This is a genomic window from Paenibacillus roseus (assembly GCF_016424485.1).
GTDB classification, from domain to species: domain Bacteria; phylum Bacillota; class Bacilli; order Paenibacillales; family Paenibacillaceae; genus Paenibacillus_D; species Paenibacillus_D roseus.
The window spans coordinates 1-21,939 of sequence record NZ_JAELUP010000103.1 but is presented as its reverse complement, the minus strand read 5'-3'; the positions used below and the strand labels follow the sequence as shown (position 1 = coordinate 21,939).

Genomic DNA, 21,939 nt, shown 5'->3' with positions numbered 1-21,939 from the left:
CTTACAAACGGCTAAGCGCAAGTTCATGCGCAGCAATCGTCTGATCGATATCCTCTTCAGTATGTACGGCCGAGACGAACAGGCCTTCGAACTGGGAAGGAGCAATGCTTATGCCCTGGTTCAACAAGCTGGCGAATACGGCTTTGAATTGATCCAGATCCGCCTGCTTCGCCGTATCGTAATTGATGACATGGGTATCTGTAAAAAATGGGCAGACCATAGAGCCGACACGGTTAATGGTACATGGGATGCCGTATTTCCGGGCATTTTGCTCCAGTCCCTGATGCAAGCGCACAGCCAGTCTCTCCAGCTTCTCATATACTTCCGGCGTCAGCAGCTTCAGCGTTGTGTAGCCTGCCGCCATGGCGAGCGGATTGCCTGACAGTGTTCCCGCTTGATAGATTGGTCCACTTGGCGCCATCATCTCCATGATCTCCCGCTTCCCGCCGTATGCGCCAACCGGGAGGCCTCCGCCGATGACTTTTCCCATGCAGGTCAAATCCGGTGTCACGCCGTAAAGCCCCTGCGCGCTGTTATAATGAACGCGGAAGCCCGTCATCACTTCATCAAATATAAGCAGGCTGCCGTACCGATTTGTCACTTCACGCAGACCGGTCAGGAAACCCGGCAGCGGAGGAACAACGCCCATATTGCCGGCGATCGGCTCTACGATTACACAGGCAATTTCCTCTCCAAACCGCTCGAACGCAATCTTGACGGACTCCAGGTCATTATAAGGAACTGTAATCGTATGGGCTGCTACCGATTCTGGTACTCCCGGGCTATCCGGCAAGCCGAGCGTCGCCACGCCTGACCCGGCTTTAATGAGCAAGCTGTCCGCATGCCCGTGATAGGAGCCTTCGAATTTCAGAATCTTCTGCCGCTTCGTATATCCACGCGCCAGACGAAGCGCGCTCATGGTCGCTTCCGTGCCTGAATTAACCATGCGTACAATGTCAACAGACGGCATCCGCTCGACAACAAGCTCAGCCATCGTCGTCTCCAGCTCCGTCGGAGCGCCGAAGCTCGTTCCTCTCTCGGCTGTACGCTTCAATGCCTCTACCACCTCAGGATGAGCGTGACCCATAATGAGAGGTCCCCACGACAAAACATAATCAATATAGCTGTTGCCGTCAATGTCATACACGCGCGAGCCTGCCGCACGGTCTACGTATACGGGAGTCAAGCCTACGGATTTAAAAGCGCGTACCGGAGAGTTCACTCCCCCGGGGATTAGCTGCTTGGCCTTCTCAAACGCTGCTTTGGAGCGTTCGTCCGACCGGACTTTCTGCTTTGCGTTTGCGTCCATCACTCTCACACCTTTCGTTTATTTCAACCAGCCTGCCGCATCCTTCGCATGGTAGGTGATAATTAAGTCTGCGCCCGCACGCTTCATGCTGGTGAGCAGTTCAAGCACGATCGCCTTCTCATTGATCCAGCCATTTTGGGCCGCAGCTTTCACCATCGAGTATTCCGCGCTGACATTATAAGCCGCAACCGGCAGATCATAATTTTCCTTGAGCATTCGAATAACATCCATATATGCAAGCGCCGGCTTCACCATGAGCATGTCCGCACCCTCTTGAACGTCAGATTCCGCCTCGCGCAGCGCCTCGCGCAAGTTAGCAGGATCCATCTGGTATGATTTGCGGTCACCGAATTGCGGCGTAGAATGAACCGCATCACGGAACGGGCCGTAGAATGCGGAAGCATATTTTACAGAGTAGGACATAATCGGAATGTGTTCAAATCCGGCTGCATCCAGTCCTTCACGGATCGCATGGACAAAGCCGTCCATCATATTGGAAGGGGCAATAATATCCGCTCCTGCTTCCGCTTGGGAAACGGCTGTCTTCACAAGCAGCTCCAAGGAAGCGTCGTTGACAATCTCTGCATTTCCTGTGCGCCGATCATGCTCGACTACGCCGCAATGCCCATGATCGGTAAATTGGCACAGACAAGTGTCAGCAATGACAACGAGCTGAGGAGCCCATTCTTTGACCTTGCGGGCCGCTTGCTGCACAATTCCATTATGATCATAGGCCGACGTACCGATCGCATCCTTCTCGGCCGGTACACCGAACAGCAGCACGGCTTGCAAACCGGCGTCTACAACCTCCCGAACTTCTTCCTCCAGACGATCCAATGAAAAATGATAGACGCCCGGCATGGAAGGAATCTCTTCTTTCTTGTTGATTCCCTCGGCAACAAAAATCGGATAAATAAAGTCATTCACTGTAACATAGGTTTCTCGGACAAGATTGCGCAGAGACGCATTGCGCCGCAATCTCCGGTGTCTTACAACAGGAAAGCTCATAGCTGATCCTCCTCACTGTGATCTGGTTTGGCTCCGGTAGGCCGCTACTGCACGAAGCAATCCGGCAATTGTAGCTTCCTCCGGCTCAATATGAACAGTCAGTCCCGCCTCACGGGCGGTTGCCGACGTAACAGGACCGATAGAGGCAATAGCTGCCCCCTCCATCAGCTTGAGCGGTTCGGCTACACCTTCCAGCCTGAGCCGTTCAAACAGGTTTTTGACAGTAGACGAACTTGTAAATGCAATGATATGAATTTGCTTGTTCTCCAGCAGCTCAACAACATTATCGTCTCCGCCTTCGCCAATTACTGATTCGTAGACATCAATCTCAACTGGAATCAGCCCGCGGGCTTCAAGCTCTCGCGGCAATACCTCACGGGCAAGATCGCCGCGCGGCAAAAGCACCTTCTGGCCGGCTTCCAGCTTACCCTCAAGATCATCCAGCAGACCTTCCGCCTGGAACCGAAAAGGCAGTACATCCACCTGCAAGCCAAGCTCCCCCAGCCGTGCAGCTGTCTTCGGACCAACGGCTGCAATTCGCGCATTGTGAAACCGCCGGATATCAATATTCAGCTTGCGTATCCACCCAAAGAAAAAATCAACACCGTTGATGCTGGTGAACATTAACCAATCGTATTGCTCGGCAACAGACAAGGCTTCTTGTATAGAGGCTACAGTCCGTTCATCCTCTGGCTCCCGCAGCTCAATAACCGGGTACTCTACCGGCTCTCCGCCCAGCGTCTCAATCTCATCGGCAAACTCGCTTGCCTGTGCTCTGGAACGGGTTACAAGGACTCGTGTTCCGAACAAGGGACGCTGCTCCACCCATTTCAGCGCCTCACGCTGCCGTACCACTTCACCGACGACGATAACGGCAGGCGGCTGAAAATCAGCTTCCTTCACTTGCTGCTCGATCGTCGCCAGCGTGCCTACCAGCGTTTCCTGCTCGACCCTTGTTCCCCAGCGGATCAGAGCGACCGGCGTATCAGGACTTCTCCCGTGCTTGATAAGCTGACCTGCAATATAGCCGATCTTGGCTACTCCCATCAGAAAGATCAGGGTGCCAGTCGCATTGGTAACCTTGTCCCAATAGATGGATTGGTCCAGCTTTTCCGGACTTTCGTGTCCGGTAATGATGGAAAGCGATGAGGCTAAGTCCCGATGCGTAACCGGAATGCCCGCATAAGCGGGTACCGCTATGGCTGAGGTTATGCCAGGGATAATCTCGTATTCAATACCATGTTGTCGCAGCAGTTCAGCTTCCTCGCCGACACGACCGAAAATCGTGGGGTCGCCGCCTTTCAATCGGGTCACCGTCTTGCCTTCCAGCGCCAAATCCACAAGGAGCTGGTTAATAGCTTCCTGCTTCATCGTATGGCGGTCCGGCAGCTTGCCGACATAGACTTTTTGTGTACCCGGTTTCAAATGCCGAAGCAGACGCGGGCTTGCAAGTCTGTCATAGACAACGACATCGCTTGCCTTCAGACAGTCCAATCCGCGGATCGTGATCAGCTTCGGATCACCCGGCCCAGCGCCTACCAGGTATACCTTCCCCTTATCCAACACGCTCATCCCCTAACCTGCGCCAGAATCTCTTCCGCTCCCCGTTCACATAAAAGCTCCGCTACTTTGACACCAAGCGCAACCGGGTCTGTGCCGGAAGCCGCTTCTTTAAGCAACACTTTGCCGTCAGGCGTGCCCACGGTACCGATCAATTCGATCATATGTTCATCCTTCATAACGGCATACGCTCCGATCGGAACCTGGCAGCCTCCGTTCAAAGTCCCGAGGAAGCTACGTTCCGCGGCCACTGTCCGGGCAGACAATGGATCATTGTAAAGCGACAGCAGATGGCGGACAGCATCATCTTCTTCCCGGCACTCAATGCCGAGCGCCCCCTGTCCGACAGCAGGAATGCAGAGCTCTACCGGAATATAGTCCGATATTTTATCTGTCCAGCCCATCCTGGTCAAGCCTGCAGCAGCGAGTACAATCGCATCAAAGCCCTCCGTCTCCAACTTGCGGATGCGCGAGTCAATATTGCCTCTTATCCATTCAAGCTGCAAATCGGGACGCGCATGCTTGAGCTGGCACGATCGCCGCAGACTGCTGGTTCCGACCTTCGCCCCATGAGGCAAGTCATAAAAGCCGAGTCCATTGCGGGTCACCAGACAATCCCTTGGGTCTACTCGCACAGGGACCGCTCCATTCATCAGTCCGTCCTGGAGTTCATGAGGCATATCCTTCATACTGTGAACAGCAATATCGATTTCCCGATCCAGCAGCGCCTGCTCGATCTCTTTGACAAACAGTCCCTTGCCGCCAACCTTCGACAGTGTGACATCGAGAATCCGGTCTCCTTTGGTAACAATCTTGCGAATTTCGAAGCTTAATCCCAATTGATGTCGGTCGTTAATGTTTTGCAGCGCGTCAATAACTTGTCCTGTCTGTGTCAAGGCGAGCGCGCTCTGCCTAGTTCCCACTATAATTGTCCTGCTGCCCATGCTGGACGCCCCTTTCTATTACCTTCTGCTCAAGTTCTTTTATATAAAGCATAAACCGGTTTTCATTAAAGTCTTCCATATCTTCCGGCGGCGGGTATTGAACAGCCTCCCGCAGCAGTTCGCGACGCAATCCGACATCGGGTATCACACGACCAGCCAGTTCGCGTAACCTGCCCAGCCAGTCCACATAAACGCCAAGCTCCTCACCGAAGGTCTTATCCAATTGCTCCTTGATCTGTCCGGCATAAGCCGGGCTCGCCCCAGAGGTCGATACCGTCAGTATCAGAGGCCCGCGCCTGAGAACAGCCGGAAGGATGAAGTCGCCTGCTTCTCCTTCATCCGCTACGTTGACTGGAATCCCCGCCCGTCTGGCTTCTTCTGCAATTCGGGCATTAATATGTCTTTGGTCAGTCAAAGCGAAGACAAGCATCGCTCCTGATAGATCACCCGACTCATATTCTCTTGCCAGCAAACGGATGTCCCCCTGCCGGGCCAGCTCCGCAAGCCGTGGCGTTACTTGAGGAGCTGCCAGCACAACGTCTGCTCCCGCCTCAAGCAGCCCGCGAACCTTGCGCTGTGCAACAGAACCGCCTCCGGCCACCAGACAGCGGCGGCCCTTCACTTTGAGCAATACCGGATAATAGGATTCCACGCATACGCCCCCTGATCATTTCCTATCCGCCTTTATTAACTTCAAGACAGCCAGTTATGGAATCTGGACAATGAATTCAAGAATAGATTAGAAATAAGAATTGTAAACGCCGCAATGTTCCAAACCGAGGTTTTATATCCCGGCTTCTGGCGCATGGTACGGTGAAATAAATAGATAAAATAAAAGATAACAGCAACCGTTGAAGTAAAGACCTTAAAATCCAGCAGCAAGAATGCCTTGCCCTCTACAATAATCGAGGTTACCCCTACAGCTAGTGACAATACGAGCAGCGGAATACCGATGATCGCCGTCCGGAAAATATAACGCTCGATGTTCTCCAGACTCGGCAGACGTCTTACGCTAACTGACCACTTCTTCCGTTTGAGCCTGCTGTGCAGAAACAGATACATGCAACAAAAAATAGCACTGATCGTAAAAACGGCATATGCGCAAATGACAAGACTGATATGCAAATACAGTAAGGTTAGCGCAAGGTCGTGGGTTGCCAATGGGATAAATGATTCCGGGCGGCTAATCAGATTCAAGACCAACACAACAAAACCGATAACATTGATGAAAAAAACCAAATACTCAATCCTGAAAAACCGGCTCATAACTAGTGAACTGGTTACTAGCATCCAAGAGAAGAAAAATAAATATTCAAACAACGTGAAGACATCGGAATGTATGTGCAGCAGCAGCTTGAAGATCAGATAACCAGTCTGCAGCAGCCAAACGAAAATAAGCAGCCCTGTGCCTATCCGTTTCGCTCTCCGACTTGCATCCGCAACATCGGAGAAATAAAACAGCAGGCTCAGGGCATACACATAAATCATGATGTCATATAACATATTTTTTGTAATCATAGGCGCCTCCCGAATGTTTGCGCCTGCCTTAAGCCTTACCCTAGGTGACTGCGGCAGCCATACCGTTCACGGCAGACTGCGACGGTCGGGCATTGCCTTGAGCAGTAGATTGCGACTTTAATCCATGTTTTGACGCAACTGCTTCTTGGTCCGCAAGACGCTCAGCCAATTTGGCTTGTTTCAGCGGCTCTTCGAGGGCAAACAGCTTGACGAACAAGTCCATCGCCTCGTCAGACCGCTTGTCATCCGCCATCTCCTTAATCCGTTGAATCGGATCAGACAACAACTGGTTGACAATGCTCTTAGTCAGCTTGCGGATAACCTTTTGCTCACGCTCATCCAAGTCGGGCAGCTTGTTCATCATGCTCTCCATCGTTTCATCATGAATGAAAGCTGCTTTTTGCTGAAGCGTGCGAATTAACGGGATAACATCCAGCGTCTTGTACCATTGCTTGAAGCTGCTCATCTCCGATTCAATCATGGCTTCAATCTTCTGAGCCTCTTTGCGCCGTTGCTCCAGATTGTTCTCCACAATGCCCTCCATGTCGTCAATATCATACAAGAACGTATTGTCAACGGACCCTATAGCAGGGTCAAGATCTCTCGGCACTGCGATATCGATTAGGAATAATGGCCTTGAAGCCCTACGCTTCATTGCCTGACTCACTTGCTCTTTTGTCAGCACATAGCCTTCCGACCCTGTAGAACTAATCACAATGTCGACATCACGAAGCAGCGAGACTGCCTCTTCCATCGATCGGGGCTCGCCATTGAATTTGGACGCAAGTACTGCGGCTCTATCGTATGTGCGATTCGCCACGATTACCCGGCTGGCGCCGTTGGCGTACAGATGCTTGACCGTAAGCTCGCTCATTTTGCCCGCTCCAATAATCATTACCGTCTTGTTGTTAAACTGGCCAAAAATCCGCTTGCTAAGTTCTACAGCAGCATAGCTGATCGATACTGCAGTTTCTCCGATCATCGTCTCGGTATGAGCGCGTTTAGCAAGTGTGACGGCTTGCTTAAACAACATATTAAATAACGTGCCAGTCGTTTGCTGCTCCTGAGCAAGCAAAAACGCATTGCGCACTTGTCCCAATATCTGCGTCTCTCCGATTACCATTGAATCTAGGCCCGATGCGACCCTCATCAGATGTTCAATTGCACGGTCATCCTCGTACATATATAAATGATTGGTAAACTCAACACGCGGGAGCTTGAACCACTGCTCCAAAAAACTGCGGATATGATGCCCGCACAAATGATGCCGATCTACAACCGCATAGAGTTCCGTCCGGTTACAGGTCGCAACGATGACACATTCCATAATGCTTTCAGTCTGCTTGAACTGCTTAAGTGCCAGCGGCAGCTCTTGGTCGGAAAACGCAAATTGCTCCCTTACCTCAACCGGCGCCGTCCGATGGTTCAGACCAACCACAATAATGTGCATCTGCAATCACCTGCCTCGTCTAAGATTCTAGAAACATTATAGCATAGTCGATATAACTGTACTTTTCCATTTATGAATAAAGTATGAACCATCCCTACTCTAGTGTGAGCGGACAGGCGTCTGCTTATACTCTACTTTTACGCAAACAAGCGTAAACATCTTTGCCGTCCTTTGACGGGCAAAAACTTCGTTTCGCGGAGAAATAGAAGCCATTTATAAAAAGAAAAGTTTATAAAGGCTTATATTTAAATAAAGCGCTTGATCAGATCCCAAGCAGAGCATAGGACAAATATAAAAAGCCATGGGGACCCCATGGCTTCGTCAAAATATAAGGAAAGTATAACATTCATCCCTATACAGTCTTTATATTCTACACGAGCACGGCCGCTGCCCCCAACCTAGGGCGCCGGCAATCGGTCACTTAGAAACAAAACATATTAAACCGTCTTTAGCTTGACTCCTAAGAGGTTCTTCCACTAGATATGACTTTCCAACAGCAAGACCAAGACCGTCGCCCCTTGAGGCTCAAACGGTTTGGCTTGAACTGATAGCACGGTTTCTGTTCAACGAAAATAAAAATAACATCTATCGCCCGGAAATGCAACAGTTTTTTAGGAATAGGATTCGATTTTCTCCAAATTCCTCCGCCCCTCCGCTCTCTCAAGCGTAAACGGCTTTGCCGTCCTTTGACGGGCAAAAACTTCGTTTCGCGGAGAAATAGAAGCCATTTATAAAAAGAACGTTTATAAAGGCTCAACCTGATAAATTAGTGGTTGACATCGAGGAGATAGCAGCGAAGGGGCAGAGGAATTCTGGAGAAACGAACGTAGTCGCCTTTAAAGCGCGAGTCCCCCTGCTAGCCTCTATCCTATAAAGGAATCGGGCTTTAACAGCGATCGGAAGAATCCTCTGCCTCGCAGCGTCCCCTCCACCTAGAGGTCAACCACTAATTTTGGTTTTGAGCCTTTATAAATGCTTATATTTTAAAAAAATACCGCTCAAAAAGAGCGGTAAGGTCATTTCAATATTAGGCTTCAAGCATGAACAACTGCCGGGCATGTTCGCGAAGCAGCTCATCAATAGCCGTGATCTCTTCCATCCGCTTCGCCTGGTTGCGCAGATCGAGCAACTTATTAATGGCGTTCTGAATGAAAGCAATTTCCTGTTCGATGTTCAGGTTGTTGAATTGCTTTTCCAGTTGCCCCATCGTGTTCTTCGACTCGTAGACAAGATGGGTCTTGTTTTTGGAGAATTCAATTATTTTGTGGACATCGCCGCGAACATAATAATAGACCATCGTATAAGTAGGATAAATACGGTTTACGATTGCATCTCCCTTGAACATGGAGACTGCTTTGCGCATCGCATTCGTCAATTTTGGATATACCAAACGGCAGGAAAGCTCACCTACAAAGAGGTCTTCTTGTCGCTCAAACGTCAGGCGAATCTCCTCTTTGCTTGCATCGTCCTCCAGAACCAGCTCCTGATTGCCGCCGTCCAAGACGCGGACTTGCATACGAATATGCGGGTCACCGAAAAATCGGACAAACCTGGACATCTCGTCTTCTGTTAACTCCAGACGGGCTTTCACATATTCTGTGGCTAACCGCTGAGTCATACAATCTCCTCAATTCTTTAACTTGCACAAATAGAATCACTTTCTGCCTGATTCTAATTATACGCGATCCAATCGTAATCTGCCCGCCGCTGATTCCTTGTTTTTTCGCATATTTCAATAAAAACCTTAAAAACTTGCGATGAGTCCGAGGAATTTTCCTATATTCTCACTTTTCGGATGGAAGTTACCGACTTATTGCCTTATCCGTTAATTTTTTCTTCAAGAATCTGCCATAGCTCTTCGCGGCCGATTCCCTTCTCCGAGGAATACATGATTACCTTATCTCTCGGGTCAGCCTCCAGCGTCTGCTTGACCACCTTCAGATGCTTATCCCACTTGCTGCGCGGAAGCTTGTCCGCCTTGGTAGTCACGATCGTGACCGGAATATTGAAATGCTTCAGCCAGCCGTACATGAGCTGGTCATCCTTGCTTGGCGGATGGCGCAAGTCAACAATGAGCAGCACCATCTTCAGCGGCTCACGTTCCTTCAAATAGGTCTCGATCATGACTCCCCATGCCTGACGCTCCGTCTTGGAGACCTTGGCATAGCCATAGCCCGGGAAATCGACCAGGTAGACCCTATCATTGACCCGGTAATAGTTAAGCTGCTGTGTCTTGCCCGGTTGCGAGCTGGTACGAGCCAAAGCCTTGCGCATAATCAGATTATTAATCAATGAAGACTTCCCGACATTGGAACGCCCCGCCAGAGCAATCTCTGGCAAGGCGTCCTCAGGATATTGATGCGGCTTGACCGCACTGATGACAAATTCGGCTTGAGTTATTTTCATTCTGATCTCCCTGTTTGTACGGCAGATGCGCCTTCAGACGCTCCCAGAAGCGCGTGGTTGAGCACTTCATCCATGTGCGATACCGGAAAGAAGTTCAGTTCGCTGCGCACGCTCTCAGGGATGTCACGCAAATCCCGTTCATTGTCTTTCGGCAATAATACTTTGCGAATACCGGCGCGATGGGCGGCAAGTGATTTCTCCTTTAGCCCGCCAATCGGCAATACCCGTCCACGGAGCGTTATTTCTCCGGTCATTGCCACTTCCTTGTCCACAAAACGTCCTGTAAGCGCAGAAATCAACGCTGTTGCCATTGTAATGCCGGCTGACGGCCCATCTTTCGGAATTGCACCCTCCGGAATATGAATGTGGATATCGTTCTTTTCATGGAACTGCGGGTCAATCCCAAGTTCCAGCGCCTTGGAGCGCGTATAGCTGAACGCCGCTTGGGCTGATTCTTTCATGACGTCTCCCAGCTTCCCTGTCAGGGTCAGCTTGCCGCTGCCCGGCATAACCGTGACTTCAATGACCAGGGTGTCGCCCCCTACCTCCGTCCAGGCCAGACCAGTTACCGCCCCGACCTGATTTTCCGATTCAGCCATTCCGTATCGGAACTTCGCTGGCCCCAGCCATTCCTTGAGCTGATCGGAATCGACGTTGATCGGCGCTTTTTCAGGATCGGTGACTAGTTCCTTTGCGGCTTTGCGGCAAATTGCAGCAGCCTGCTGTTCCAGGTTCCGGACCCCCGACTCCCGTGTATATTCACGAATCATTTGCAGCACTGCGGGCTCTTCAATAATGAGCTGATCTTCCGCAAGACCATGCTCGCGCTTTTGTTTAGGCAGCAGATAGCGCTTGGCAATCTGGGTTTTCTCCAGTTCCGTATAGCCCGGGATGTTGAGAACCTCCATCCGGTCCAGAAGCGGACGAGGAATATTGTGAACCACATTCGCAGTCGTAATAAACATGACATTGGATAAGTCAAAAGGGGCTTCGATAAAGTGATCACTGAACGTGTTGTTCTGTTCAGGGTCTAGTACCTCCAGCAGCGCAGAGGCCGGGTCACCCCGAAAATCCATGGCCATCTTGTCAATCTCATCCAGCAAAAATACCGGATTCCGAGTTCCTGCTGTCTTCATTCCCTGAATGATTCTTCCGGGCATTGCCCCGACATAAGTTCTGCGGTGGCCTCTAATCTCGGCTTCATCCCGGACGCCGCCAAGCGAGATGCGAACGAATTCGCGTCCCAGCGATTTGGCGATAGAACGGGCCATGGAAGTCTTACCGACACCCGGCGGTCCGACAAGACACAAGATAGGTCCTTTCAACTTCTGAACTAGCTGCTGAACGGCCAAATATTCGAGCACACGTTCCTTCGGCTTTTCAAGTCCGTAGTGATCCTCGTCAAGAATAGCCTCCGCACGCTTGATGTCGAGATTGTCATCCGTCCGCTTCTGCCAAGGCAGGGACAGCAGCCAGTCAATGTAATTGCGGATAACGCCGCCTTCAGCAGAAGTAGAAGGCATTTTCTCCAGACGGTCGATCTCTTTCTCGATCTTCTCCCTGACCGAATCAGGCACACCGGATTCCGCGAGCTGACTGCGAAGCTCCTCGACCTCTCCGGCGCGTCCTTCTTTTTCGCCCAGTTCCTTCTGAATCGCCTTCATCTGTTCACGCAGATAGTATTCCTTCTGGGTCTTCTCCATCTGCTTCTTGACGCGCTGGCTGATCTTGCGCTCAAGCTCCAGCACCTCACGCTCATTATTCAAAATATCGAGCAGTTTCTCAAGACGATCCCTTACCGCCACAGTCTCCAGGATATCCTGCTTATCCTTGATCTTCAAGGAGAGATGGCTTGTGATGACATCAGCCAGCCGTCCCGGCTCATCAATATCGGATACAGCGGCAAGCGTCTCCGGAGTCACCTTCTTGGACAGATTAATGTAATGCTCAAACTGGGTCAGTACGGTCCGCATTAACGCATCAATCTCCGGGTCGCTCGTCTCTTCCTCCGGCAATTCTTTCACATTGACTTCATAGAACTCTTCATTAGGCAGATAATCGGTAATCTCCGCCCGCATAACACCTTCCACCAGCACACGGATCGTTCCATTCGGCAATTTAAGCATCTGCCGGACACGGGCAATTGTCCCGATTCGGTATATATCCTCCTGGCTCGGCTCCTCAATATTAACCTCCGATTGCGAGCAGAGCAAAATCATATGATCATCAACCATCGATTTCTCCAGAGCACGAACCGATTTCTCTCGGCCTACATCCAGATGGAGCACCATGCTGGGATAAACAAGAAGCCCCCGTAAAGGCAACAGGGGCAAACGACGGGCTTTCCATTTGCCTGGCACCAAACCAGCACCTCCAATTGTCTGTCTATCCCTATTTTATCATTCTGCGGAATCTGCCTGCAAATAAGATACCCCTGTTGGCGCAAAAATTTCATTCGGAACCGCAGTCGTATCGATCTCCGCCACCGAAAATTTGCGCCCAGGCAGAGCGTACCGCAGCACTTCGTCAATATGATCTGCCGGAATGACTTTCAATCCCTGCAAATCCTCAAATATGGCCTGCCAATTCTCTCTCGGGATAATAACGGTCTCCGCTCCCGCCTGGAACGCAGCCTCTACCTTAGCCAGCACACCGCCCACCGGCTTCACATTGCCATGGATACCAACCTCTCCTGTCATCGCAAGCTTGTTGTCAATCTTCTCGCCGGTAATGGCAGAAGCGATCGCAGTCGCCATTGCGATTCCCGCAGATGGCCCATCGATCGGCGTCCCGCCCGGGAAATTAATATGCAGATCGAAATTATCGGGCTTCAGGCCAATTCTCCGCAGCACAGTCAGCACGTTCTCCACAGAGCCTTTGGCCATGCTTTTTCGGCGCAATGTCCGTGAACCCCCACCAAGCTCTTCTTCATCCACGACCCCGGTAATCGTATATTTCCCACTTCCTGCCTGTACCGGAATCGCGCTCACTTCAATTTCCAGCAATGTTCCCATATTAGGCCCGTATACCGCAAGACCATTGACAAATCCGACTTGAGGCTCTGCCGGCACCTTGCGATCCGGACGAGGAGGAATCTGGCTGCTGTTGACCACCCACTCCATATCGCTGGCGCTTACGCCTTCACGGCCTTCTGACAAGGCAAGCCCTGCAGCCAGTTGAACCACATTGACCGCCTCGCGCCCGTTGGTCGCATACCGCTTGACAACTTCAATGGCCTTTTCATCCGGCTTAAACCCGACCTTGCGGACAGCGCTTGTCGCAATTTGACCGATCTCATCAGCCAGCAATGGGCGGAAATAGATTTCCATACAACGAGAGCGAATTGCCGGCGGAATCTCCTGCGGCGAGCGAGTGGTTGCGCCCACTAGACGGAAATCAGCAGGCAGGCCGTTCTGGAAAATATCATGAATAAACATCGGAACATTACTATCCTCGGAATTGTAATAGGCGCTCTCCAAATAAACCTTGCGGTCTTCAAGAACCTTTAATAACTTATTCATCTGAATCGGATGCAATTCTCCGATTTCATCAATAAATAAAATCCCGCCATGGGCTTTCGTCACCGCTCCCGGCTTAGGCTGCGGAATACCGGCAACTCCCATCGCTCCAGCTCCCTGATAAATCGGATCGTGAACAGATCCAATCAAAGGATCGGCAATTCCCCGCTCGTCAAAACGCGCTGTCGTCGCGTCGATTTCTGTAAATTTGGCATCCTGCATAAATGGCGAAGCCGGATTCTTTTTCGCTTCTTCCAGAACAACTCTGGCTGCAGCCGTCTTGCCGACGCCTGGGGGGCCATAAATAATGACATGCTGGGGATTAGCGCTGCATAGCGCAGCCTTAAGGGCACGCAGACCGTCACGCTGTCCAACGATGTCTTGCATGGACTGCGGGCGAGTCTTTTCGGCAAGCGGTTTGGTTAAGGAAATGCTCCTCAACTTCCGAAGCTTATCCATCTCTTTCTTGGATTCTCTATCCACCGCTGTCCGGTTCGTCTTTTGATTGCGGAGCAAATTCCAGAAATACAATCCGATCACGATGGCAAAGAATACTTGTATCAACATGACCACTACACCAATGTTCAAATTCATTGCTGTCACTCCTCCCTGCATGGTAAACAATTCTACTACTTGGTAGTATTGCCCCCTGCGGGTTGGAATAATCGTGGCCGCAAATAAAAAACTCCGGCCCCGCAGCGGCGGAACAGGAGTCAAGCCCTAGGATTGGTGGGCATGAAGATGCTTGTCGCGTCCCGGAATTTCGCCGGTCTCCTCAAACACCCTCACAATTTCGTCTATTTCTTTCTTTAACTCGTTTAACAGCTCCGCCTCAGGTACCTTGCGAATCATTTCGCCGTAACGGAACAGCATTCCTTCGCCTCGCGCACCTGCGATGCCGATATCCGCTTCCCTTGCCTCACCGGGACCGTTAACCGCACAGCCGAGTACAGATACCTTGATTGGAACTTTAATCTTTGAAATATATTCTTCTACCTCATTGGCGATAGAGAACAAATCAATATCAAGCCGTCCGCAAGTCGGACAAGATACGAGCGTCGCCGCATTGGAAATAAGACCAAATATTTTAAGCAGTTCGCGCGCTACCTTGACTTCTTCAACCGGGTCGGCGCTCAGGCTGATACGAACCGTATTTCCGATCCCCATCGCCAGCAACGCACCAATGCCCGCCGAGCTTTTTATCGTACCGGAATACAAGGTGCCTGCCTCGGTAATGCCCAAGTGGAGCGGGTACTTGATTTTCTCTGCCGCCATCCGATACGCTTCAATCGCCATCGGAACATCAGAAGCTTTAAGCGATACAATAATATTATGAAAGTCCAGTTCCTCCAAAATACCGATATGAAACAGTGCGCTCTCGACCATTGCTTCCGCTGTCGGATAACCATATTTCTCAAGCAAATGGTTTTCAAGCGATCCTGCATTTACACCGATACGGATCGGAATGCCTTTTTCTTTGCAAGCTTTAACGACAGCTTCGACCTTTTCCCTACGGCCGATATTGCCCGGATTAATTCGAACCTTGTCAATTCCATTCTCAATAGCAGCCAGCGCAAGCCGGTAATCAAAATGAATATCCGCTACAAGCGGAATCGAAATTCGCTTCTTGATCTCCTTGATGGCTTCAGCAGCCTCCTTGTTGTTAACGGTTACCCGTACAATCTGGCAGCCCGCATCTTCCAAACGCAGTATTTCCGCTACTGTAGCTTCAACATCCGCTGTCTTCGTCGTACACATGCTTTGAATGATGACTTCATTCGTACCGCCGATCGTCAAATTGCCAACCTTGACCGGTACTGTGTCTGTGCGCAAATACATCGGTTATCTCTCCCATCCAAGCTTCAAAAAGCTTCCCCTGTAGTTGACCGCAGCTCTATATGAGTAAAAAGTCAAAGTCCACCCGCATAGCTGAAGAGCGCCCAAGCGGACGCCTTCAGCTATGCGGGTGGTGCAAGGTTACCTTGCCGTTTATGCGCTCTCTTCTTTTTTCTTGCCTTTCTTCAAAGAAAGCTCCGGCATAATCTTCTCTTGAACAACTTTCTCGGTAATTACGCATGTATTCACATCGTCACGGGAAGGAGCTTCATACATGACATCCAGCATCAGCGATTCAATGATCGCTCTCAAACCGCGCGCGCCTGTGTTCCGCTTGATTGCTTCCTTGGCGATGGCTTCAAGCGCCCCGGCTTCAAAGTCAAGCTTGACATTATCCATCTCAAGCAGCTTCTGATATTGCTTCACAAGCGCATTTTTCGGCTCGGACAAAATCCGTACCAAAGCTTGCTCATCAAGCGGCTCCAGGCTGGAGATGACCGGCAGACGGCCAACAAACTCCGGAATCAGACCGAACTTGAGCAGATCCTCCGGCAGCACAAGCGACAAATATTCGCCAGCTTTCAGATCCTTTTGTCCTTCACCAGCAGCGTTAAAGCCGATAACTTTCTTGCCGATCCGGCGCTTGATAAGCTGCTCCAGACCGTCAAAGGCTCCACCGCATATAAACAAAATGTTCGTCGTATCAATCTGGATAAACTCCTGATGCGGATGCTTTCTTCCGCCTTGAGGAGGAACGGAAGCAACGGTGCCCTCCAAAATTTTCAGCAGCGCCTGCTGCACGCCTTCACCAGAAACGTCACGGGTAATCGACGGATTCTCGGATTTACGCGCTACTTTATCAATTTCATCGATATAAATAATACCGCGCTCCGCTTTTTCAACATCATAATCTGCCGCCTGAATCAGCTTGAGCAGGATGTTCTCGACGTCCTCACCTACATAGCCGGCTTCCGTCAACGAAGTTGCATCCGCAATTGCAAACGGTACATTCAATATTTTTGCCATCGTCTGCGCAAGCAGCGTTTTGCCGGAGCCAGTGGGACCGACAAGCAAAATATTGCTCTTTTGCAGTTCTACATCTTCAATCTTGCTTTGGGAATTAATCCGCTTGTAGTGATTGTATACCGCAACGGACAAAGACTTCTTCGCCTGCTCCTGACCAATAACATATTGATCCAGAATTTGGCGAATATCCATCGGTTTCGGGATATCCTTCATATCAAGCTCTTCTTCATGCCCCAATTCCTCTTCTACGATTTCCGTGCAAAGCTCGATACATTCATCACATATATATACGCCTGGACCGGCGACTAATTTACGAACCTGGTCTTGAGACTTCCCGCAGAAGGAACATTTAAGTTGTCCCTTTTCATCGTTGAATTTAAACATCTGCTCACCCCTTCAAATTCAGTATTAAAGCGCCGTACTCGAAACGACTTTGTCAATCAGCCCGTAAGCGAGCGCCTCATCAGCGCTCATAAAGTAATCCCGATCCGTGTCACGATCAATTTTCTCATAAGGCTGACCTGTGCGATCCACATAGATTTCATTCAGCTTCTTCTTGGTGCGAAGAATCCAATCCGCGTGAATTTTAATGTCTGCGGCCTGTCCCCGTACGCCGCCAAGCGGCTGATGAATCATGACTTCACTGTTAGGAAGCGCGAAACGCTTGCCTTTGGCTCCAGCCGTTAGCAGCAATGAGCCCATGCTTGCCGCCATACCGACGCAAATTGTAGACACATCCGGCTTGATATATTGCATTGTATCATATATACCCATTCCGGCCGTTACAGACCCACCCGGAGAGTTAATGTAGAGATGAATATCCTTCTCAGGATCATCTGCAGCCAAAAACAATAGTTGTGCAATGATGAGATTGGCGACATCATCATCAATAGCGCTTCCCAAAAATATAATCCTGTCTCTGAGGAGACGGGAGTAAATATCGTAGGACCGTTCTCCACGATTGCTTTGCTCAACTACGATAGGTACAAGATTCATGCGACCAACCTCTTTTCGTTTTGGGAATGATTCGTTCCTTTTCATTTTAACATGTTCGGAAAGGGATGTCATTTTTCCGCTAGTACAGTATACGTCGGGCGAAAGCAATTTAATACGGCGCATGGACAAAGGACAAGCAAGTATGTATTTCAAAAGGTAAAACCGTTATGTATTGAATATCCCATGTACTCATGGTGAATACTCTTATAGTTTGAAATAAGGCACGTATCTAAGAAACGTGCCTTACTCATCTGATATCTTCTATGTTATGCGACTTCAGTTACAGTCTTGCTGTTTTCAAGCAAAAATTGAATCGTTTTGCGAAGTACGAGATCGTCCTTCAGGTTCTCAATGTTGCCGTTGCGGGTGAAAATTTCGCGCAGCTCTTCAGCAGGACGGTTGTAAGCTTTGGACAGGTTCTCCAGTTCGGCCGTTACGTCCTCTTCGCTTACGGAAATGTTCTCTTCCTTCGCGATTTGCTCCAACACCAGGTTGTTGCGTACACGCTTTTCAGCGTCAACTCGCATTTGACCGCGCAGAGCAGCCTCGTCTTGACCGGAGAATTGATAGTACAGATCCAGGTTCATACCTTGGGAACTCAAACGGTTTTCAAAGTCCTTCAAGATAAAATCTGTTTCCGCATCGATCATAACTTCAGGGATTTCGATTTCAGCCGCTTGGGACACTTTATCAACGACTGCCACTTCACGAGCCTGTTCGCCAGCTTTTTCCTTTTGAGTTTTCAGACGCTCAGCCAAGTCTTGCTTGAACTCGTCCAAGGTGTCAAACTCGCTGACATCTTTTGCAAACTCATCATCCAATGCAGGAAGGCTCTTACGTTTGATTTCATGCAGCTTAACTTTGAACACAGCCGGTTTGCCAGCCAGATTCTCAGCGTGGTATTCCTCAGGGAAATTCACTTCAATATCCTTGAAGTCACCGATGTTCAAGCCGACGATCTGTTCTTCAAAGCCAGGAATGAAGGAGTTGGAGCCCAGTTCCAGGGAATAGCGCTCGCTCTTTCCGCCTTCAAATGCTTCACCGTCTACGAAACCTTCAAAGTCGATAACGGTGGTATCTCCGTTTTGAGCTTCACCTTCATCAATGACAACGAGCTCGGCATGACGCTGCTGCAGACGCTCCAGCTCAGCGGAAATTTCCTCTTCGGTAACTTCCAGCGAAGTTGCAGGAACTTCAATACCTTTGTAATCGCCCAGTTTAACTTCCGGCTTAACCGTTACTTTTGCTTTGAATTTGAACGTTTCGCCAGCAGCGAATTGTTCTACGTCAATATCAGGACGGTCAACCGGCTGTACACCAGTTTCTTTCAAAGCTGCGGAATAAACGTCTGGCAGCAGGATATCGATTGCATCCTGATACAGACTTTCAATTCCAAAACGTTTTTCAAACATGGACCGTGGAACTTTACCTTTACGGAATCCCGGTACATTTACCTTTTGAACAACTTTTTTGAACGCCTTGTCCAATGCTTCTTTAACTTGCTCCGCTTCAACCTCGACACTAATCTCGACGAGGCTCTTTTCTATTTTTTCCCAAGTTGCTTTCATTTTATGCTTTCCCCTCCAAAATTACGCTTTCTGGTCAATTCCATAACTCGAAATAACTCCACGATTGAAACTGCATTTTGAAATTCAAAATGCTGCCTTATTCAAGCAGTTGGCGGGGGTTATGAAATTGAGTCATCCGCACATATTTCCGTTCATAAACCATTCCATTATAAACAACATCTCAGCTTATTTCAAGGCTCGAAAATCTCATTCCAGCCTTTCCCCTGCCTCATTTACTTCACGCATCATCTTGCATGCCTGCTCATAGCGAAAACGAAGCGTCTGGGTAATACCATATGTATCGCGAATTTCGTCATCATCCGCCATGCCGTATGTCGAAATCATCAGGGTCAAATGCAGGGCTGCCGCGAAGCAGTCGATCATGTCCCCGTCGCCTTCCAGCATCCACTCATACAGTGAAGTCCCGTATATAAATTGCAGACATTCCTTCCATACTTCGCGGGCAAAATGCGGCAGTGTAGGATCGAATGATTCCGTCACCCGCTCCACCCGCTCGAGAACCTGAGTAACCGGTTCCGGGAAATCATCCAACGACAGCGGCGTAACACTAATATCCAGCTCGACCTTTTCCGACATCCTTGTCAGCGCAATAAGACCAGAAGCGCCGCGCTTGCGAAGACATTGCAGAGCCTTGAACTGCAGTACAGGATGAAGCTGATTTTCCAGAAGCCAGCTCGTAATTTCGGCATCCACACCGGGGTCCCGAAGCAGCGCCGCCCGCTCTAAAGCCAGAATCTGCTGATCCATCATGGGATGGTTCTTCATTATATAGAGAACCTGGCGAATATACGATTCATCCTGCTGGCCGGGATCAAGCGCCTGCCGACGCAACTTATCCTCTTCCGCTTCCTGAGAGACAGGTACCTCTTCTCCTGCCGGGAAGGCCATATCGAGCCAGCTTAAAAGACTTTGCCATTCCTCGTAATTCCGCTCATCCTCCCCCTGGCAATGGAGCAGAAATTTCAGAAGCTCCTTCGCATCACTATACTGCTCGGCTTCGAGCATGCGGGTTAATTGAATTTGATAGTGATCCAGCATATTCGGAAAAAGGTATACGTTGTCCGAATGAGAATCACCCTGAGGTAGTTTGGAATTTGTAATGGTAACACCGCCTTTAGTCCGAAGGTACACAACCGTTCATCATTTACGCCATCATTATAACATATCACCTGTTAAAGAGAAAAATAGCGCAGTAATTGATTTTTTAATCTCTGCATGCTATTATTGTTTAGCTGTCTGAGCAAGAGCAATTAACCGTTTTCAGATGGATTAAAACTACGAAGTCATTTTTAAAAAATAGTGTTGCTATTATGTCAACACCGTGGTATGATATTCCATGTTGTGTTTTTGAACCAAATATTTTTGTGCATGTCCCAGTAGCTCAGTTGGATAGAGCACTCGCCTTCTAAGCGAGTTGTCGGGGGTTCGAATCCCTCCTGGGACGCTTTTTCATGGAAAATTATAGAGAAATTTCAAAACGCACAAACCTTGCACTTTCCAAGGTTTGTGCGTTTTTTGAGTTAACCGACTACCAGAGCACCTGTGAAGGTCGTTCCCCCGACTGCAGTGGCTGTTCCAACCGTCGTCAAAGCAACCAATTGATAAATAACAGTACCTGTTCCAGGATTGCTGTCCACATGGTTTACATTTTGTGTCGTATACGAGCCATTTCCGGGACCACTGTTATTCGTACTGTAGATTACAGTTGCCCCACGCAATATTTGCAACTCTATAACGGTATTCCCTGCTGTATTCAAAAAGCCGACGCTGCCGGTAAGCCATACTCGTGATCCTGTCGTTACGCCAGTGAAAGTTATCGTCTGTAGCGTTGTAGCAATTGCTGTAATTGGAATTGTGGTACCACCTGAGGTATTAGGACTATTTACAGATGCTAAAAACTGATGAATCGTCCCTGTACCTGTGGGACCAGTTACTCCGGTTGCTCCTGTTGGGCCTGTTGCTCCGGTTCCCGTAACCCCTGTTGAACCCGTTGGACCTGTTGTTCCGGTGGCTCCCGCGCTTCCCGTTACTCCTGTTGAACCCGTCGGGCCCGTTAATCCGGTGGTTCCTGCGCTTCCTGTTACTCCTGTTGCTCCCGTCGGGCCTGTTGCTCCAGTGGTTCCTGTCACTCCAGTTGCTCCCGTCAAGCCTGTTGCTCCGGTACTTCCCGTGCTTCCCGTAACCCCTGTTGAACCCGTCGAGCCTGTTGGGCCCGTTGCTCCGGTGGTTCCCGCACTCCCCGTGACTCCTGTTGCTCCTGCGCTTCCCGTCACTCCCGTTGAACCCGTCGAGCCTGTTGCTCCGGTACTTCCCGTGCTTCCCGTAACCCCTGTTGAACCCGTCGAGCCTGTTGGGCCCGTTGCTCCGGTGGTTCCTGTGCTTCCTGTTACCCCTGTTGAACCCGTTGGGCCCGTTGATCCGGTGGCTCCTGCGCTTCCCGTCACTCCCGTTGAACCCGTCGGGCCTGTTGCTCCGGTACTTCCCGCACTCCCCGTGACTCCTGTTGCTCCCGTCGGGCCTGTTGCTCCAGTGGTTCCTGCGCTTCCCGTTACTCCCGTAGAGCCTGTTGCTCCAGTACTTCCCGTGCTTCCCGTAACCCCTGTTGAACCCGTGGAGCCCGTTACTCCTGTCGGACCCGTCTGGCCCGTTGCTCCGGTGGTTCCGGCGCTTCCCGTTACTCCTGCTGGACCCGTCGGGCCTGTTGCTCCGGTGGTTCCTGTGCTTCCCGTTACTCCTGTTGAACCCGTTGGGCCTGTTGCTCCGGTGGTTCCTGTGCTTC

General features: G+C 50.1%; 16 protein-coding genes, 1 tRNA gene and 2 pseudogenes. 1 reads left to right on the top strand and 18 read right to left on the bottom strand.

Features of this window, described 5'->3' with window-relative positions:
* Position 1: 1 nt before the first annotated feature.
* The 17 genes and pseudogenes from hemL to JFN88_RS16995 form a co-directional block, all read right to left on the bottom strand.
* Positions 2-1,309, bottom strand: a complete 1,308-nt coding sequence (gene hemL, locus JFN88_RS17070; protein WP_199020514.1) for a glutamate-1-semialdehyde 2,1-aminomutase — start codon at positions 1,307-1,309, stop codon at positions 2-4.
* Between the two features lie 18 nt (positions 1,310-1,327).
* Positions 1,328-2,317 carry a porphobilinogen synthase gene (gene hemB, locus JFN88_RS17065; RefSeq protein ID WP_199020513.1) on the bottom strand — a complete coding sequence of 330 codons (990 nt, stop codon included), beginning with the start codon at positions 2,315-2,317 and terminating at the stop codon, positions 1,328-1,330.
* 12 nt (positions 2,318-2,329) lie between these two features.
* Positions 2,330-3,889 carry a uroporphyrinogen-III C-methyltransferase gene (cobA, locus tag JFN88_RS17060; RefSeq protein WP_199020512.1) on the bottom strand — a complete coding sequence of 520 codons (1,560 nt, stop codon included), beginning with the start codon at positions 3,887-3,889 and terminating at the stop codon, positions 2,330-2,332.
* Complete coding sequence (gene hemC / locus JFN88_RS17055) at positions 3,886-4,821, bottom strand: hydroxymethylbilane synthase (protein ID WP_199020511.1); 936 nt, start codon at positions 4,819-4,821, stop codon at positions 3,886-3,888. Before hemC ends, cobA begins: the two co-directional genes overlap by 4 nt.
* Entirely contained in the window at positions 4,790-5,473 is a 684-nt protein-coding gene (locus JFN88_RS17050; RefSeq protein ID WP_199020510.1) for a precorrin-2 dehydrogenase/sirohydrochlorin ferrochelatase family protein, read from the bottom strand. Before JFN88_RS17050 ends, hemC begins: the two co-directional genes overlap by 32 nt.
* A 41-nt stretch (positions 5,474-5,514) precedes the next feature.
* Positions 5,515-6,339 carry a cytochrome C assembly family protein gene (locus JFN88_RS17045; RefSeq protein ID WP_199020509.1) on the bottom strand — a complete coding sequence of 275 codons (825 nt, stop codon included), beginning with the start codon at positions 6,337-6,339 and terminating at the stop codon, positions 5,515-5,517.
* A 40-nt stretch (positions 6,340-6,379) separates the two neighbouring features.
* The gene (hemA, locus tag JFN88_RS17040; RefSeq protein ID WP_199020508.1) at positions 6,380-7,789 is read right to left on the bottom strand and encodes a glutamyl-tRNA reductase; all 1,410 of its coding nucleotides are present in this window, start codon (positions 7,787-7,789) and stop codon (positions 6,380-6,382) included.
* Positions 7,790-8,268: 479 nt separating this feature from the next.
* Positions 8,269-8,346, bottom strand: a pseudogene (locus JFN88_RS24650) (adenosylmethionine decarboxylase); the annotation flags it as partial.
* 470 nt (positions 8,347-8,816) lie between these two features.
* Positions 8,817-9,407 carry a non-ribosomal peptide synthetase module gene (locus tag JFN88_RS17035; RefSeq protein ID WP_199020507.1) on the bottom strand — a complete coding sequence of 197 codons (591 nt, stop codon included), beginning with the start codon at positions 9,405-9,407 and terminating at the stop codon, positions 8,817-8,819.
* A 200-nt stretch (positions 9,408-9,607) separates the two neighbouring features.
* Positions 9,608-10,195, bottom strand: a complete 588-nt coding sequence (yihA, locus tag JFN88_RS17030) for a ribosome biogenesis GTP-binding protein YihA/YsxC (RefSeq protein WP_199020506.1) — start codon at positions 10,193-10,195, stop codon at positions 9,608-9,610.
* Positions 10,192-12,558 (bottom strand): endopeptidase La, encoded by a 2,367-nt coding sequence (gene lon / locus JFN88_RS17025; protein WP_199020505.1) that lies wholly within the window; start codon positions 12,556-12,558, stop codon positions 10,192-10,194. Before lon ends, yihA begins: the two co-directional genes overlap by 4 nt.
* Positions 12,559-12,594: 36 nt before the next feature.
* Positions 12,595-14,307, bottom strand: coding sequence for an ATP-dependent protease LonB (gene lonB, locus JFN88_RS17020; RefSeq protein ID WP_379167522.1), 1,713 nt, complete (start codon positions 14,305-14,307; stop codon positions 12,595-12,597).
* Between the two features lie 126 nt (positions 14,308-14,433).
* Complete coding sequence (gene ispG / locus JFN88_RS17015) at positions 14,434-15,552, bottom strand: flavodoxin-dependent (E)-4-hydroxy-3-methylbut-2-enyl-diphosphate synthase (protein ID WP_199020504.1); 1,119 nt, start codon at positions 15,550-15,552, stop codon at positions 14,434-14,436.
* Positions 15,553-15,702: 150 nt separating this feature from the next.
* Positions 15,703-16,959, bottom strand: coding sequence for an ATP-dependent protease ATP-binding subunit ClpX (gene clpX / locus JFN88_RS17010; protein ID WP_199020503.1), 1,257 nt, complete (start codon positions 16,957-16,959; stop codon positions 15,703-15,705).
* Positions 16,960-16,983: 24 nt separating this feature from the next.
* Positions 16,984-17,571 carry an ATP-dependent Clp endopeptidase proteolytic subunit ClpP gene (gene clpP / locus JFN88_RS17005; RefSeq protein WP_199020502.1) on the bottom strand — a complete coding sequence of 196 codons (588 nt, stop codon included), beginning with the start codon at positions 17,569-17,571 and terminating at the stop codon, positions 16,984-16,986.
* Positions 17,572-17,837: 266 nt separating this feature from the next.
* The gene (tig, locus tag JFN88_RS17000; protein WP_199020501.1) at positions 17,838-19,139 is read right to left on the bottom strand and encodes a trigger factor; all 1,302 of its coding nucleotides are present in this window, start codon (positions 19,137-19,139) and stop codon (positions 17,838-17,840) included.
* A 207-nt stretch (positions 19,140-19,346) separates the two neighbouring features.
* Entirely contained in the window at positions 19,347-20,291 is a 945-nt protein-coding gene (locus JFN88_RS16995; protein ID WP_332908497.1) for a hypothetical protein, read from the bottom strand.
* 239 nt (positions 20,292-20,530) lie between these two features.
* Here JFN88_RS16995 and JFN88_RS16990 point away from each other — a divergent pair.
* Positions 20,531-20,604, top strand: a tRNA-Arg gene (locus JFN88_RS16990).
* A 76-nt stretch (positions 20,605-20,680) separates the two neighbouring features.
* Here the strand turns inward: JFN88_RS16990 and JFN88_RS16985 are convergent.
* Positions 20,681-21,939: pseudogene (locus JFN88_RS16985) on the bottom strand (collagen-like protein); the annotation flags it as partial.